We start from the raw sequence: 14009 nt of genomic DNA, 5'->3' as shown, positions 1-14009 counted from the left end.
ATGCCGTCTGAAAACCTTTCAGACGGCATTTTTTGCGGTTTAAACGTTGTCGTACAGTTTTCGGACGGTTTTGCCGATGGCGGCGATGCCTTTTTCCAGCGTTTGAGCGTCCTGCGCGATGCTCATGCGGATGCACTCGCCCGCGTGCGGGTAATCCCGCGTGTCGATGCCGACGAAGAAATGCTCGCCCGGAATAATCAGCGTACCTTCGGCTTTGAGCATTTCGTACAGGGTTTGCGAAGAAACGGGCAGGTTTTCAAACCAGAGCCACAGGAAAATCGCGCCTTCGGGTTTGTGGATTTTCATCGGGTACGCGCCCAGCTCGCGCTTGAGCAGCGAGACGGCGGTTTGCGCCTGATTGCGGTAAAACGGCCGGATGACTTGGTCGGCAAGCCGTTTCATCTCGCCGCTTTCCAGCAGCGGGGCGGCGATGGCCGCGCCGAAGCGCGTGGGGGCAAGGTTCACAATCGCGTTCAGGCTGCTGACGGCTTTGACGACTTCGGGCGCGGCGACGATGATGCCGGTGCGAACGCCCGGCAGGCCGACTTTGGAAAGGCTGAAGCAGAGGATGATGTTTTCGTGCCAATTCAGCGTTACGTCGCTGTAAATGATGTTGGGGAACGGCATTCCGTAGGCGTTGTCGATAATCAGCGGAATCCCGTGTTCACGCGCCAAAGCGTCCAAACGTGCCATTTCGCCGTCGGTCAACACATTGCCGGTCGGGTTGGTCGGGCGCGAACAGCAAATCGCGCCGATTTTGCCCGCTTTGAGTTCGGGCAGGTTTTCCAGTGCGTCAAAGTCCACGCGGTATTTGAAGAAGCCTGCTTCGCCTTCGTGTTCGACGTTTTCGATTTTGGGCTTGACAGAAACGAAGTGCTGCCCTTCGATATGTACGTCGGCATAGCCGATGTATTCGGGCGCGAGCGGCAACAAAATGGCTTTTTCTGCGGATGTGCCGTCTGAAAGCTTGAATTTGCCGCCGAAGAGGTTGAATAAATAGAAAAACGCGTTTTGCGAACCGTTGGTCAGCGCGATATTGTCGGCGGTCAGGTTCCAGCCGTATTCGCGGTTGAGGAAGGCGGTCAACGCGTCAATCAGCGCGGCATCGCCTTGGGGGTTGGAGTAGTTGCCGATGTTTTCGACGGCGTGTTCTGCCGCCAGTTTGGAGAATATGTCGGCGAACGCCCGATCGATTTCCGGAATGCGCGCCGGGTTGCCGCCGCCGAGCATGTTGACGGGCTTGTCGCTTTTGAGCGCGTCGCCGAGGTCGTCCATCAGTTGGAGGATGCCGCTGTGTTGCGTGAATTTTTCGCCGAATGCCGAAAACTGCATGTCAAACTCCGTGTGTGTGTAAGGTAGGTTGGTTTGTACGTTATGCCGTCTGAAGGTTCAGACGGCATTTTTTCTGTGTGTTTCTCGTACCCAAAGCAGGTCGCAGATACCGTCGCTTGGGGTAAAGCCGGTCGGGGCGTTGATGAGCAGGGTGCGGATTGCCTGCTGGTCGTAACGGTCGCAGGCCGCACGGATGCGGTCGAGCAGGACAGAGAGCTCGTGCCACGGCAGCATCGCCTCGTCAGCCGTCATAATGCGCGGATGGCCGGTTTTGCGGACGTTGTCGCCGATGAGCAGCTCTTCGTAGAGTTTTTCGCCGGGACGCAGTCCGGTAATGAGGATTTCGATGTCGCCGTCGGGTTGTTCGGGTGTTTTGGGTTTGAGGCCGCTTAAGGTAATCATTTGGCGGGCAAGGTCGATGATTTTGACGGATTCACCCATGTCGAGGACGAATACGTCGCCGCCCGTACCCATCGCGCCTGCCTGTATGACGAGTTGGGCGGCTTCGGGTATGGTCATGAAATAACGTGTGATGTCGGGGTGGGTCAGGGTAAGCGGGCCGCCTTCTGCAATCTGTTTTTCAAACAGCGGGACAACGGAGCCGGACGAACCTAAAACATTGCCGAAACGTACCATGCTGAAGCGGGTTTTCTGTCCGGGTTCGGCGGCGAGTGCCTGAAGGCAGAGTTCCGCCATGCGTTTGCTGGCACCCATGGTGTTGGTGGGGCGGACGGCTTTGTCGGTGGAGATGAGGACGAAAGTTCTTACGCCCGATGTCGTGGCGGCAAGCGCGCACTCGAGTGTGCCGAAGATGTTGTTGCGTATGCCTTCGACGGTGTTGAATTCGACCATGGGGACGTGTTTGTAGGCGGCGGCGTGATAGACGGTCGCAACGGAAAAGGCGGTCATGACGTGTTCGAGCAGCGTGCGGTTTTGCACCGAACCGAGAAAGGGCAGGATTTCGGTGTCGAGGCGTTTTTGGATGCAGGTTTCGCGCAATTCTTTTTCGATGGCGTACAGGGCGAATTCGGATAACTCGAACAGCAGCAGCTTTTCGGGGCGGCGGCGGATAATCTGGCGGCAGAGTTCCGAACCGATGGAGCCGCCCGCGCCGGTTACCATGACGGTTTTGCCTTCGATGTCGGCACTCATCAGGCGGTCGTCGGGTGTGACGGAATCACGCCCGAGCAGGTCGGACACGGAGATTTTTTTGAGCGTGCCGATGCTGATTTTCCCGTCCATCAGGTCTTTCATTCCGGGAATGGTCAACACTTCGCAGGGATAGGCTTCCAGTTTGTTGATGATTCGGCGGCGTTGTTCCTGGGTCGCGCCGGGGATGGCGAGCAGGATTTTTTCCACGCCGTAGCGTTCGATGAGGAAGGCGATGGCATCGGGCTGGTAAACGGCAAGGTCGTAGATGACGGTGTGCCACAGTTTGGGGTCGTCGTCCACAAAGGCGGCGGCGGAATATTCGCGCATTTGTTTGACGGCCTCGAGAAGCTGTCTGCCCGCCTGCCCCGCGCCGTAAATAATGACGGGGGTCATCTGTTTTTTGGGGTGTTCGGACAACAGCCCGCGCAAAACCATACGCGAGCCGGTCACGGAAACAAACAGCAGTAAGAAATAGACAATCGGCAGGGCGAGGCGCAGCCTTTCTTCAAAAATCAATGTGTTGAGGAAGAACAATACGGCGGAGGCGAGGCTGCCTGCCAGCGCGGTGGAGAGGATGCGGAAGCTGATGAAGCGTGTAACGGCACGGTAGAGCCCCATTCTGACGAACAGACCGATGGTCAACAGCGCGGTCAATAGGAAAGACTGCCAGTTGGCAGGGTCGAACCATTCGTTCGAGTAGTCGGCCTTTAGGCTTTGGGTGAACCAAAAGGCAATGAAAATCATCAGAAAATCGTGTATGAGGAAACAGATTTTCTTGATGTTGCGCGGCAGGGCGATCAGGGTTTCCAGAGTCATATCGTGGGGCGGTATGTGCTTTCAGGCGGCATATGCCGTCTGAAGGGTTATCGTGTGGCTTCTGCCAATACGGCTTCGATGTGTTCTTTGCAGAACGCGATTTCGCCGTCGGTCAGCGTCGGGTGCACCAAGAACATCAGGCTGGTGTCGCCCAGTTCGACAGCATTTTTCAAACGCTCTTTCGGTCGCCAAGGCGTGTTGTCGAAGGCTTTTTCCAAATAGACTTCGGAGCAGCTGCCTTGATAGCAGGGGACTTTGCGTGCGTTCAGTTCGTTCACGATGCGGTCGCGCGTCCAGCCGTCTTTGAGGTGTTCGGGTTTGACGAAAGCGTAGAACTTATATTGCGCGTGTCCGATGTAGTCGGCGACTTCAACCAAGCGGATACTTTTGAATTTGCCTAGGCTTTCCGCCAGCTTGGCGGCGTGCGCTTGACGGCAGGCAGTCCATTCGGGCAGGCGTTTGAGCTGGATGCGCCCGATTGCCGCCTGCATTTCCATCATACGCCAGTTTGTGCCGAAACTTTCGTGCAGCCAGCGGAAACCGGGCGCGTGTTCGCGGTGGTACACGGCATCGTAGCTTTTGCCGTGGTCTTTGTACGACCACATTTTTTCCCACAGGGTTTTGTCGTTGGTCGTAACCATACCGCCTTCGCCGCCGGTGGTCATGATTTTGTCTTGGCAGAACGACCACGCGCCGACGTGTCCGATAGAGCCGACGGATTTGCCTTTGTATTTTGCGCCGTGCGCTTGGGCGCAGTCTTCAATCACCCACAAATCATGTTCTTTTGCCAAAGTCATAATGCCATCCATTTCGGCAGGCATACCGGCAAGGTGAACCACGATAATCGCCTTGGTATTCGGGGTCAGCACGGCCTTGACGGTTTCCGCGCTGATGTTTTGGCTGTTCAAATCCACATCAGCAAACACGGGATTTGCGCCCGCGTTCACAATGCAGGACGCGGAAGCCAAGAAAGTGCGCGAAGTGACAATCACATCATCGCCCGCGCCTATGCCGATTGCTTTGAGCGCGGTATCGAGCGCCAGCGTGCCGTTGGCAAGGGCGACGGCGTATTGCGTACCGGCGAATGCCGCGAATTCTTTTTCAAATTCGCGGCATTCGCTGCCCGTCCAGTAATTGACTTTGTTGGACAAGAGGACTTTGGAAACGGCATCGGCTTCTTCTTGGGTGAAGCAGGGCCACGGGGAAAGGGAAGTGTTCAACATGATGGTTTGTCCGTCGGGTTCAGACGGCATTTCCGACCCTATGCCGTCTGAAGGGGGCGTGTTCCGAGGAATCGGGTGCACGCCGCAGGTGTTGTCAAAATCGGTCTGTACGGGGGTGTATTTTAATCGCTTATGCTGTCGCGGTCTCGGGGTTTTTGCGCGGCAGGGGCTTTGCCGGGTTGCCCGCGACGGTTATGCCGTCTGAAACGTCGCGTATGACGACTGCGCCCGCTCCAATGGTTGCGCGGCTGCCGATACGGATTTGCTGGCGGCTGCACGCGCCCGTGCCTATCCAGCTTTCTTCGCCGATACGCGTGTTGCCCGACAGGTGCGCGCCCGGGCTGATGTGGACGAAAGCGTCAAGCAGGCAGTCGTGATCGACGGTGGCGGCAGTGTTCACAATCACGCCGTCTTTCAATACGCTGCCTGCCTGTACGACTGCCTGAGCCATCACGACGCTGCCCTGACCGACGGTTGCCGACGGGGAAACATATGCGTCCGGATGAATCAGGACGGGCAGTTTGAAGCCGAGCACGGCGGCTCGTCCGGCGATTTGGCGGCGGATGCGGTTGTTGCCGACGGCGACGGCGACGTCGTATTGTTCGGGCGATAAACTGTTTTCAAGCAGCAGAGTCGTGCCGATGACGGGAAAGCCGTCGATGCTGCCTTGTGCGCGGTCGTCCAGAAAAACGATTTCGCCGTATGTGCCGAGTGCGGCGGCAAGGTCGGCAACGACTTTTCCGTGTCCGCCCGCGCCGACGACGGCAAGTTTGCGTTTTCCTGTGAAAGGGGGCATAGTGGCTTCGCCCTCCGCCGAAATACCTTCTTTAATCAAGACTTTTCTGACTGTCAAAAACAGGATTTTCATATCCAGCCAAAAACTGTAATGGTCGATATACCAAACATCGCAGGCGAATTTTTCGTCCCACGAAAGCGCGTTGCGCCCGTTGACCTGCGCCCAGCCGGTAATGCCCGGTCTCATTTCGTGGCGGCGGTTTTGGAAGTTGTCGTACAGCGGCAGATATTGCATCAGCAGCGGGCGCGGGCCGACCAGGCTCATGTCGCCTTTGAGGACGTTCCACAGTTCGGGCAGTTCGTCCAGGCTGGCGGCACGCAGTTTTTTGCCGAAATCGGTCAGGCGTTCGCTGTCCGGCAGCGGGTTGCCGTATTTATCGACCGCATCGCGCATAGAGCGGAATTTAATCATTTTAAACGGTTTGCCGCCTTTGCCCGGCCGCTCTTGGATGAAGAACACGGGCGAGCCTAGATTTTTGCGGATGAGGTACGCCAAAATCAGGAAAACGGGTGAGAGGACAATCAGCCCCGATGCGGATGCGATGATGTCGAACAGGCGTTTGACGGCTTTACTCATTTGCCAATCTTTCAATCAGGTTGACGATTTTCCGATAGGAAATGTCGCGCCTGAAGCGGCGGACGATTTCGTCGGACTGAACGGGGTCGTTTTTGCGTTTCAAAATATCTTTGGCGGCTTGAACGAAGCTGTCCACGTCGCCGGAACGGTAGTTTTCGTGCGGTAGTAGGTTCAAGAGGCCGAGGACTTCGGCATTGGTCTGGCTGTTTAAAATCGGTTTTTGCAAAGCCATATAGTCGGAAAGTTTGTTGGTAACCGATTGCATGGCGTGGCTATGGATGGCGTTGACGGCGATGTCGCAGCCTTTGGCGATGGAAATCATGTCGGCGTAGGGGAGGTAGCCGTAAAACTTGATGGCGCGGTTTTCATGCTGTTTCAGCTTTTCTAGGTCGGGGCCGCCGCCCATGATGTGCAATTCGACGTTTTCGCCGTCGTCTAAAAGTTTCCGAACACCTTTGCACACGGTTTCCACGTCGTAGCTGTAACTGAGCGTTCCCAAGTAGAAAAGGCGGGTGGTTTTGGAGCGGAATCGCGGGGGGGGGGGCGATGGCGGCAAAATCCGTACCGATATAGACGGCTTCGCCGGGTACGTTCGGATTGGCTTCTTTGGCGCGGTCGAGATAAGTCTGCGATACGGCAACCAGCGCGTCGGCGCAGCGGTAGGCACGGTTGGCGCGTGAAGCAAAGGGCAGCAGCTTGTGCGGTACTTTTTTCAAAAATGGTACGACCGAGGAGAAAGACTCCGGCCATACGTCCTGCACATCGACAATCAGTTTGTAGCCCAAACGCGCTTTGTGTTTGCCCAACAGCAGGTTGGTCGCCATCAGCGGATAGGCAGAATAGACGATGTCCTGTTCCGCCGCCTGCGGGCTGTGCAGCCAGCGTGCCAAATTGCGGACGAATACGCGGTGGCTGGCGACGCGGGCGAGGGAGACGTTTTTTCGGTAGCCAGGTTCGTCCAGCAGCTTGACGCGCAGCCTGCCGTTTGAAGTGGCGGCAGCATCTTCATGCCGTCTGAATGATTTGTCGTAGTGGCGGAAACGGCTGGTAATCAGCAACACGTCGTGCGATTGCGACAATCGTTCTGCCAGATACCAAAAGCGGTTGAAATACGGTTCGGACGGCAGCGAGCAATAAGGGGCGACTATGGTGATGTTCATCGGCGGCTTTCAGACGGCATTACATGGTATACGCCGCCATGGTGGTACGGTAGATTTCGTCGTCGGAACAGAGTGCGGCGACGTGTGCGTGCAGCCTTTTGCCCATTGCTTCGCGCAACAGCGGTTGTCTGACGAGCGTGTCTACGGCGGCGATAAAGGCTTCTTCGTCGCCGAAGGGGATGCAGTAACCCGTTTCCCCGTTGACGACCATTTCGGAAATGCCCGCCATATCGTAGGTAACGACGGGCGTGTCGTAAAGTCCGGCTTCTAAGATGTTGTTGCCCACGCCTGCGCCGTGGTCGCCGATGCAGTGGGGCGTGTTCACCAAAATATCCACGTCTTTGAAGTAGGCGGTCAAATCGCGCACGCCGCCGAGGAAGGTAACTTTGCCGTCTATGCCCAGACGTTCCGCCTGCGCTTTCAAATTGTCCATTTCTTCGCCTATGCCCGCCACGTTCAGGCGTACGGGCATATCGCGGTCGACCATTTTTTTGAAAATGTCCAGCATCAGATGCACGGCGCGGACGGTGTCCAGACGCGACAGCGTGCCGAGCATGACGCAGCCTTTGACGGTTTTCCAGAAAGGAAATTCCGGGGGGGGGAGTGCGTTGTAGGCGTAGACAATCCGGTCGGCGGGGAAACCGTGGCGGATGAGTTTTTCGCGTTCGTGTTTGCAGTTACCGATGATGTACACGCCCAGCTTGTCGAAGAGTTTGGCGATTTTGGGGTAGGTTGCCGCGTCCAAACCGTGCGAGTGGTAGATGATTTTGGTTTTCGGCGAAACGATTTTGGCGGCAAGGGCGCAGGCGGGTACGACGCGCGCCATTTGGCAGTCGATGATGTCGGGTTGTTCGCGCCGCAGCATTCGGGCGTAGGCAATCATACCTTTGAGGTAGCCGAAAAGGCCGCCGCGATAGAAATTGACGGGTTGCCAACGTATGCCCAAGGCTTGCGCCTCTTTGAGCAACGGTCCGTCCGAAGAGGCAAGCATGATGTCGTGTCCGTGCTGCCTGAGTAGCCTGCCGAGGCGGACGGTGGCGGTTTCCGTGCCGCCCAAGCCTGCCATAGATGTGGTCAAAACGATTTTCATAATGGGAAACCTTGTTTTTTCAAATAATGAAACAGTTTGTGCAAATCTTTCCGGTGGCGCAGGATGCAGCCTGCCAGATATACCGCCCATACGCCGGCAAACAGGGGGTAGTTTGCCGGAGTGCCGAAGCAGGTGTAGGCCGCCGAGGAGGCCAGGCAGAACAATGTGTGCATATAAAGCGGCAGGCGTTTGAGCGGCTGCCACAGGCGGCAGGAGCTTTCGGTCTTGAAAACAAAAAACAGCCAAAATGAGGCGGCACAGGCAACCGCCGCGCCGCGCGCGCCGCCGGACGGTACGGCAAGCCCCAGCAGCAGCAGGTTTGCCGCCAGCGCGCCCAAGGTGGCGAGCGCGATCGGGCGCGTTTTGCGGACGACGTTCAAACCGATGCCGCTGATTTCTACCAGCGTGCAAAACAGCGGAGGCAGCATACACGATACGACGATAAACCGGACGGCGGCGTAGTTTTCCGGCAGCAGGAGGGAGGCGAGGGGCGAGAAAATGCCGGTCAGGCAGAGGGCGGCGGCAAGCAGGGCGGCGGCGGATTCTGCCGTTGCCGAGAGGCGGGCGGGCGGGGCGTTTGCTTCGATTGCGCGGAAAATATACGGTGTCCAGACCGTTGAAAAGATGCTTTGGAACAATAATGCCGCTCCGCCGAACGAAATACCCATCGAATAAACGCCGAGCTGTTCTAGGCCGGCATATTTTTTCAGGAACAAACGGTCGGCGGATGCCAGCCCCCAATAGGCGATGCTGCTTAGTGCGATCGGTATGCCGTAGCGCAGGCCGCGATGCAGGACGGCGGATGAAAACGGTGCGCGCCGGACGGCCTTCAGACGGCATCGGTTTTGAAACAGCAAAAAGGCGGCGGCGGCAAGGTTTGCCAGCGCGTAAACGGCGGTCAGGACGGCGGTGTTCGCCGGAAAGTGCAGCAGCCCGACCGTCAGCGGCAGCAGCAGCAGGATGGCGAGCTTGGACACGAGTTGCGCGGACGAAAAGGCAAGGGCGCGTCCTTCCATACGCAAAACCAGTAAGAGAAAGCGGATGGGCAGGAAGCTCAGTTCAAACAGCACCAGCCCGATGCCGGCGGCGGCATCGTCGAGCGAAAACAGGATTTCAGACGGCAGGGACGGGCGGGAAAGCAGCAGGGCGGCTATCGCGGCGGCAGACAGCAGCGGCGGCAGGAACAGGGTTTTGAACAAAGTGTCTTTGTCGGCGGCGGCATAGTATTCGCGGACGTATGCCTGATCCAGCCCGAGGCACAATACCGACACCGTCAGTCCCGCCGCCGTCTGCATCAGCACGATGCGCCCGATGTCGTCGGCAGGGAAATACCACGACAGCAGCGGCAGGATGATGACGGCTAAAACCGCGCTGCCGATCGAGCCTGCCGCGTAGCCGAGGATTTCTTTTGTGTCCATTTTTGATGTCCGGTCGGCAGCGGGATTCTGCCTGTGTCGTCTGAAGCCTTTCTTGATCGGAATTTGACGGCTTTCAGGCCGTCGCGGCTGCCGGCGGGGTGCGGCAGTCCGGGTTGCGCTTTTTCGGGTGGGCGGCGGTCTGAATGGTGCCGTTTTTTATCGGCGTTATTATATAGTGAAATGGCGCAAACCCTTTAAAAGGCGTTGCCGTTTTTTCGGAACACGGTTTTGATGTCGTGTCCGAGGATTTCGCTTGAAACAGGTGTCCACAAGGGCGGTGCGGAAAGGGCGGCGCGGTTTTCGGGCAGGCAAAATAAACCGCTGCCGCCGCCGAGGATTTTGGGCGAGCGGTATAAAACGATTTCGTCCGCCAAATCTTCTGCCAAAAATGCGGATGTGAGTTCGGAGCCTGCTTCGACCATGATTTCGCCGAAACCTTCGTCGGCAAGGAGGCGCATCAGGTGGTGCAGGTCGATTTTGCCGTCTGCCGTTTCAGACGGCATCAGGATGCGGATGTGTGCGTGTTCCCGATAGGGGCGGAGTTTATCTTCATCGCGTTCCAAGGTGGCGATGTAGGTTGGAGATTGTCCGTCGGTCAGAAGGTGGCTGTCCAAGGGCAGGCGCAGGCGGCTGTCTAAAACGATGCGTGCGGGTTGGCGCAAAGTTGGAAAAGCGCGGACGTTGAGCCGGGGATTGTCCGCCAACACCGTGCCGATGCCGGTCAGCACCGCGCAGCTTTCGGCACGCAAAACCTGTACGTCGGCACGCGCGTCTTCGCCGGTAATCCAAAAGCTGCTGCCGTCTGAAAGGGCGGTTTTGCCGTCCAGCGAAACGGCGCATTTGAGGCGGACAAAGGGGCGGCGGCGTTCGATGCGCGACAGGAAGCCTCGGTTGAGTTCCCTTGCCTGATGTTCGAGTAAACCGCATTCCGTCTTGATGCCTGCTGCTTCGAGCATGGCAAACCCTTTGCCTGCAACCGGCGGGTTGGGGTCGCGCATGGCGGCAACGACGCGTGTTACGCCGGAACGGAGCAGAGCTTCGGCGCAGGGCGGTGTGCGCCCGTAATGGCTGCACGGTTCGAGGGTAACAAAGGCGGTCGCGCCTTGAGCCATTTCGCCCGCCTGATGCAGGGCGTGGACTTCGGCGTGCGGTTCGCCCGCTTTGACGTGGAAGCCCTGCCCGACAACTTGGCTGCCGTGTGCGATAACGCAGCCGACGCGCGGATTGGGCGAAGTGGAAAAACGCCCCAAAGCGGCAAGTCGGAGGGCGTTTTCCATCATGGATATATCTGTGTCCGAAAACATGGGGATACCGTATCAGTATGGGTTGGGGGAATCAGGCTTTGCCGCCTGTTTTGACGGCTTGCGCCAGCCACGAGGCAAAGTCTGCCGGATTGTCGAAGCGTTTGTGCAGGGCGGCGAAACGGACGGCGGCTTCCGTGTTGTGCTCAAGCAGCTCTTTTAGCACCATGTCGGCAAGTGCGGCAGAGGGGATGTCGCGCTGACCCGAAGTGTAGAGCCTGTGTTCCGTCAGGCGGACGGTTTCGTCGATCTGTTCGGGTGTCAGGGCGGATTTTCGGGCGGCGGCGGTCAGGTCGTTGCGGAGGCGTTGTGCATTGAAGGGCGAACGTTTTTTGTCCGGACCGATGACGGCGGGCATTTTGAGTTCGGCGGTTTCGAGCGTGCCGAAGCGTTTGCCGCAGTTGGGGCAGTGGCGGCGGCGGCGCACGGCGTTGCGTTCTTCCATCAGACGCGAATCGGCAACGCGGGTGTCGGGGTGGGCGCAAAACGGGCATTTCATGGCGTTTCTTCCTGATGCCGTCTGAACGTCAAACCGATACGCCGGCGGCGCGGGCGATTTCCAGACCTTCTTCGGCACTCATATAGACGGGGTTTTCGGGACGGTCGTGTCGGACGATGTTGCCTTCGCGGAACATGACCAGTTCGTCCACGGCAAGTTGGGACCATGATTCGTCGCGGGTCAGCGGCAGGGTGGCGATAACGGCGACGCGGTCGGAGGGCGTGGTTACTTCGGCAAAATCGACCATCACGTCGTCGTCGAGCAGGCGCGCCTTGCCGAACGGGGCTTGGCGGACGATGTAGTGCAGTAGTGTGCTGGCGTGGGCAAACAGGGCAATGCCGTCTGAAAGCATAAAGTTAAACAGCCCGAACTTGCGGATTTCGTGCGTCAGCCCCGCAATCGCGTCAAACAGCGTGTCGTCGTCGGGACGGGCGGCAAAGCGGGTGCGCAGGCGGTTAAGGATGTGGCAGAACGCGCGTTCGGAATCGGTTGTGCCGACGGGGTGGAAAAATTCGCCCTGTTCGGGAAAAAAATCAATCAAATGTCCGTTGTGGGCAAACAGCCAGTAGCCGCCCCACATTTCGCGCATAAAGGGATGGGTGTTCGCCAGCGAGGTTTGTCCTTGTGATGCTTTGCGGATATGGGCGACGACGTTTTCCGATTTAATCTGGTAGGCGCGCACGAGGTCGGCGACGGGCGAATTGGCACTGGGTTTGTCGTCATGGAACAGGCGCACGCCTTTGCCTTCGAAAAAGCCGATGCCGAAACCGTCGGCATGGTGGTCGGTAATGCCGCCCCTGCGGCGGAAGCCTTCAAAGGAAAACATAATATCGGTCGGCGTATTGCAGTTCATGCCCAGCAGTTGACACATGGTTTGTCCCAATGATTCAGATGGTCGCAAGTATTCGGATTATACCCCGAACTGAAAATGCCGTCTGAAATACGGCTTGTTCCCCGTTATTCCCTCGAAAACAGAAAACAGAAAACAAAGACGGAAACTTAAGATTCCGTCATTCCCGCGCAGGCGGGAATCCGACTTGTCCGGTTTTGGTTGTTTTTCGTTCCGTAACTTTTGAGCCGTCATTCCCGCGCAGGCGGGAATCTGGAATTTCAATGCCTCAAGAATTTATCGGAAAAAACCAAAACCCTTCCGCCGTCATTCCCACGAAAGTGGGAATCTAGAAATGAAAAGCAACGGGAACTTATCGGAAACGACCGAAACCGAACGGACTGGATTCCCGCTTTTGCGGGAATGACGAGGTTTTAAGTTGCTGTTTTGGGTTTCTGTTTTTTGTGGAAATAACGAGATTCTAGGGTTGCAGAAACTTCTCCGAAACAACAAAAACCTTTCCACCGTCATTCCTGCGAAAGTGGGAATCTAGAAATGAAAAGCAACGGGAACTTATCGGAAACGACCGAAACCGAACGGACCGGATTCCCGCTTTTGCGGAGAAAGATGATGGAAAATCATCATCGTGCGTCAAACCCGCGCGGCAGCACATCGGCAGAGGAAATCAGAGATACGGTTGCAGGGTGCGGCGGAGGATGTCCGTGTCGGTAATTTCGGTGATGTTGGCTTCGCCCAGCCGGTTCAGACCGATAAAGCGCATGATGCCGCCGCTGACTTTTTTATCGTGGCTCATGTGTTCCAGCCATTTTTCAAAGGCAAACACGGGTGGCGCGGACGGCAGTCCGGCGGCTTCGAGCAGGGCGGCGAGCCGCGCGGTATCTGCGGCGGAGATTTTGCCCAGTTGTTCGGACAAACGCGCCGCCAACACGCAGCCGGCGGCGACGGCCTCGCCGTGCAGCCAAGTACCGTAACCCATCTCGGTTTCAATGGCGTGTCCGAAGGTGTGTCCGAGGTTGAGCCATGCGCGTATGCCCTGTTCGGTTTCGTCTTGGGCGACGATGTCTGCCTTCATTTGGCAACAGCGGTACACGGCTTGGATGAGGGGCGCGCGTTCGAGTGCCATCAGTTCGGGCATATGCTGTTCCAGCCATTCAAAAAAACTAATGTCGCCGAGCGTGCCGTATTTGATGACTTCCGCCATACCGGCGGACAGTTCGCGGGCGGGCAGGGTGTGCAGCGTGTCCAAGTCGGCAAGCACCGCCTGCGGCTGGTAGAACGCGCCGATCATATTTTTGCCGAGCGGGTGGTTGATGGCGGTTTTGCCGCCGACGGAGGAATCGACCTGACTTAATAAAGTAGTGGGAATTTGAACAAATGGCGCGCCGCGTTGATAAGTAGCCGCCGCAAAACCCGTCATATCGCCGATCACGCCGCCGCCCAGTGCGATGAGCGTGGTTTTGCGTTCGGCGCGGTTTTGCATCAGCCCGTCAAAGATGAGGTTGAGCGTCTGCCAGTTTTTGTGCGCCTCGCCGTCGGGCAGGATGATGCTGAAATGGGATACGCCTGCCGCATCCAATGCCGTCTGAAGCGTGCCGAGGTAGAGCGGGGCGACGGTTTCGTTGGTGATGATGGCGGCGCGTTTGCCCAAATGCGGTTTGAGCAGGCTTCCTGCCTGCGGCAGCAGTCCGTTGCCGATAAAGATGGGGTAGCTGTGGGACGGGGTGTGTACGGTCAGTGTTTTCATTGTTGTTCCTTAAAGTTTGAACCGCCGGCCCGCCGGGCGGGGCGCGGTTTGG

At 57.5% G+C, this 14009-nt stretch carries 10 protein-coding genes and 1 pseudogene; all 11 read right to left on the bottom strand.

All coding sequences use genetic code 11. The annotated features are described in order from the left end of the window. Positions 1-39 precede the first annotated feature (39 nt). Complete coding sequence (locus IUJ45_RS04470) at positions 40-1332, bottom strand: valine--pyruvate transaminase (RefSeq protein WP_002227629.1); 1293 nt, start codon at positions 1330-1332, stop codon at positions 40-42. Positions 1333-1389: 57 nt separating this feature from the next. Further along, the gene (gene pglD, locus IUJ45_RS04465) at positions 1390-3300 is read right to left on the bottom strand and encodes an NADH-dependent dehydratase PglD (RefSeq protein WP_002246409.1); all 1911 of its coding nucleotides are present in this window, start codon (positions 3298-3300) and stop codon (positions 1390-1392) included. Between the two features lie 47 nt (positions 3301-3347). Continuing rightward, the gene (locus IUJ45_RS04460) at positions 3348-4523 is read right to left on the bottom strand and encodes a DegT/DnrJ/EryC1/StrS family aminotransferase (protein ID WP_082308712.1); all 1176 of its coding nucleotides are present in this window, start codon (positions 4521-4523) and stop codon (positions 3348-3350) included. Positions 4524-4653: 130 nt separating this feature from the next. Continuing rightward, complete coding sequence (locus IUJ45_RS10970) at positions 4654-5895, bottom strand: NeuD/PglB/VioB family sugar acetyltransferase (RefSeq protein ID WP_082308637.1); 1242 nt, start codon at positions 5893-5895, stop codon at positions 4654-4656. Then, positions 5888-7055, bottom strand: a pseudogene (gene pglH / locus IUJ45_RS04445) (glucosaminyl-a1,3-N,N'-diacetylbacillosaminyl-a1-diphospho-di-trans,octa-cis-undecaprenol synthase PglH). Before pglH ends, IUJ45_RS10970 begins: the two are co-directional and overlap by 8 nt. A 19-nt stretch (positions 7056-7074) precedes the next feature. After that, on the bottom strand, positions 7075-8145 hold the full coding sequence (locus tag IUJ45_RS04440) for a glycosyltransferase family 4 protein (protein WP_002253811.1): 1071 nt from the start codon (positions 8143-8145) through the stop codon (positions 7075-7077). After that, positions 8142-9563 (bottom strand): lipopolysaccharide biosynthesis protein, encoded by a 1422-nt coding sequence (locus IUJ45_RS04435; RefSeq protein ID WP_002246404.1) that lies wholly within the window; start codon positions 9561-9563, stop codon positions 8142-8144. Before IUJ45_RS04435 ends, IUJ45_RS04440 begins: the two co-directional genes overlap by 4 nt. Before the next feature lie 194 nt (positions 9564-9757). Continuing rightward, positions 9758-10867: a bifunctional diaminohydroxyphosphoribosylaminopyrimidine deaminase/5-amino-6-(5-phosphoribosylamino)uracil reductase RibD gene (ribD, locus tag IUJ45_RS04430; protein ID WP_002246403.1), complete on the bottom strand. Its 1110-nt coding sequence runs from the start codon at positions 10865-10867 to the stop codon at positions 9758-9760. Between the two features lie 31 nt (positions 10868-10898). Beyond that, a complete protein-coding gene (locus IUJ45_RS04425) occupies positions 10899-11363 on the bottom strand; it encodes a transcriptional regulator NrdR (RefSeq protein ID WP_002246402.1) in 465 nt (154 codons plus the stop codon). A gap of 28 nt (positions 11364-11391) precedes the next feature. Then, complete coding sequence (locus IUJ45_RS04420) at positions 11392-12234, bottom strand: class II glutamine amidotransferase (RefSeq protein ID WP_002222980.1); 843 nt, start codon at positions 12232-12234, stop codon at positions 11392-11394. Positions 12235-12877: 643 nt separating this feature from the next. Next, the gene (gene aroB / locus IUJ45_RS04415; RefSeq protein WP_002236907.1) at positions 12878-13957 is read right to left on the bottom strand and encodes a 3-dehydroquinate synthase; all 1080 of its coding nucleotides are present in this window, start codon (positions 13955-13957) and stop codon (positions 12878-12880) included. Positions 13958-14009: the final 52 nt, after the last annotated feature.

Source organism: Neisseria meningitidis (genome assembly GCF_022869645.1).
Classification (GTDB): Bacteria; Pseudomonadota; Gammaproteobacteria; order Burkholderiales; family Neisseriaceae; genus Neisseria; species Neisseria meningitidis.
This window is presented reverse-complemented; position numbering and strand designations above follow the sequence as displayed.

What these genes read in the sequence shown, in the direction of transcription:
- IUJ45_RS04470 (WP_002227629.1), bottom strand. Translation starts at nt 1,332, where the DNA reads ATGCAGTTTTCGGCATTCGGCGAAAAATTCACGCAACACAGCGGCATC.
- pglD (WP_002246409.1), bottom strand. Translation starts at nt 3,300, where the DNA reads ATGACTCTGGAAACCCTGATCGCCCTGCCGCGCAACATCAAGAAAATC.
- IUJ45_RS04460 (WP_082308712.1), bottom strand. Translation starts at nt 4,523, where the DNA reads ATGTTGAACACTTCCCTTTCCCCGTGGCCCTGCTTCACCCAAGAAGAA.
- IUJ45_RS10970 (WP_082308637.1), bottom strand. Translation starts at nt 5,895, where the DNA reads ATGAGTAAAGCCGTCAAACGCCTGTTCGACATCATCGCATCCGCATCG.
- IUJ45_RS04440 (WP_002253811.1), bottom strand. Translation starts at nt 8,145, where the DNA reads ATGAAAATCGTTTTGACCACATCTATGGCAGGCTTGGGCGGCACGGAA.
- IUJ45_RS04435 (WP_002246404.1), bottom strand. Translation starts at nt 9,563, where the DNA reads ATGGACACAAAAGAAATCCTCGGCTACGCGGCAGGCTCGATCGGCAGC.
- ribD (WP_002246403.1), bottom strand. Translation starts at nt 10,867, where the DNA reads ATGTTTTCGGACACAGATATATCCATGATGGAAAACGCCCTCCGACTT.
- IUJ45_RS04425 (WP_002246402.1), bottom strand. Translation starts at nt 11,363, where the DNA reads ATGAAATGCCCGTTTTGCGCCCACCCCGACACCCGCGTTGCCGATTCG.
- IUJ45_RS04420 (WP_002222980.1), bottom strand. Translation starts at nt 12,234, where the DNA reads ATGTGTCAACTGCTGGGCATGAACTGCAATACGCCGACCGATATTATG.
- aroB (WP_002236907.1), bottom strand. Translation starts at nt 13,957, where the DNA reads ATGAAAACACTGACCGTACACACCCCGTCCCACAGCTACCCCATCTTT.